Origin of the sequence: Blautia sp. JLR.GB0024, assembly GCF_037000545.1 — a bacterium.
Classification (GTDB): Bacteria; Bacillota; Clostridia; order Lachnospirales; family Lachnospiraceae; genus Blautia; species Blautia celeris.
The window spans coordinates 1-536 of record NZ_JBANBF010000050.1 but is presented as its reverse complement, the minus strand read 5'-3'; the positions used below and the strand labels follow the sequence as shown (position 1 = coordinate 536).

At 50.7% G+C, this 536-nt stretch carries 1 pseudogene; it reads left to right on the top strand.

Going from position 1 to position 536, the window contains the following annotated elements:
- Nucleotides 1-536 (top strand): annotated as a pseudogene (locus tag V8Q34_RS27375) (urocanate hydratase); the annotation flags it as partial.

The window sequence follows — 536 nt, the reverse complement described above, 5'->3', positions numbered from 1 at the left end:
ATGAACAATGCGGAAATCGGAAAAGCAATGGTAATCAAACTGGATCCCGTTCTGCCGGAGTACCCGACCTTTAAAGAAGGTGTCAGAAGAGCCCCGAAAAGAGAGCTGACCCTGAACAAAAGAGAGATCAAGCTGGCGGTAGCAAACGCCCTCAGATATGTGCCGGAAGAGCTGCACGAACAGCTCGCACCGGAATTTTTAGACGAACTTCTGACAAGAGGACGTATCTACGGATACCGTTTCATGCCGAAGGAAAGGATCTACGGAAGACCGATCGATGAATATAAAGGAAAATGTGTGGAAGGAAAGGCATTCCAGGTCATGATCGACAACAACCTGGACCATGATGTTGCCCTTTACCCCTACGAGCTTGTTACATACGGAGAGACCGGCCAGGTATGCCAGAACTGGATGCAGTACCAGCTCATCAAGAGATACCTGGAGGAGCTCACAGACGAGCACACCCTTGTGATGATGAGCGGCCATCCCATGGGCCTGTTCAAATCCCACAAGACCAGCCCCCGTGTCATCGTGAC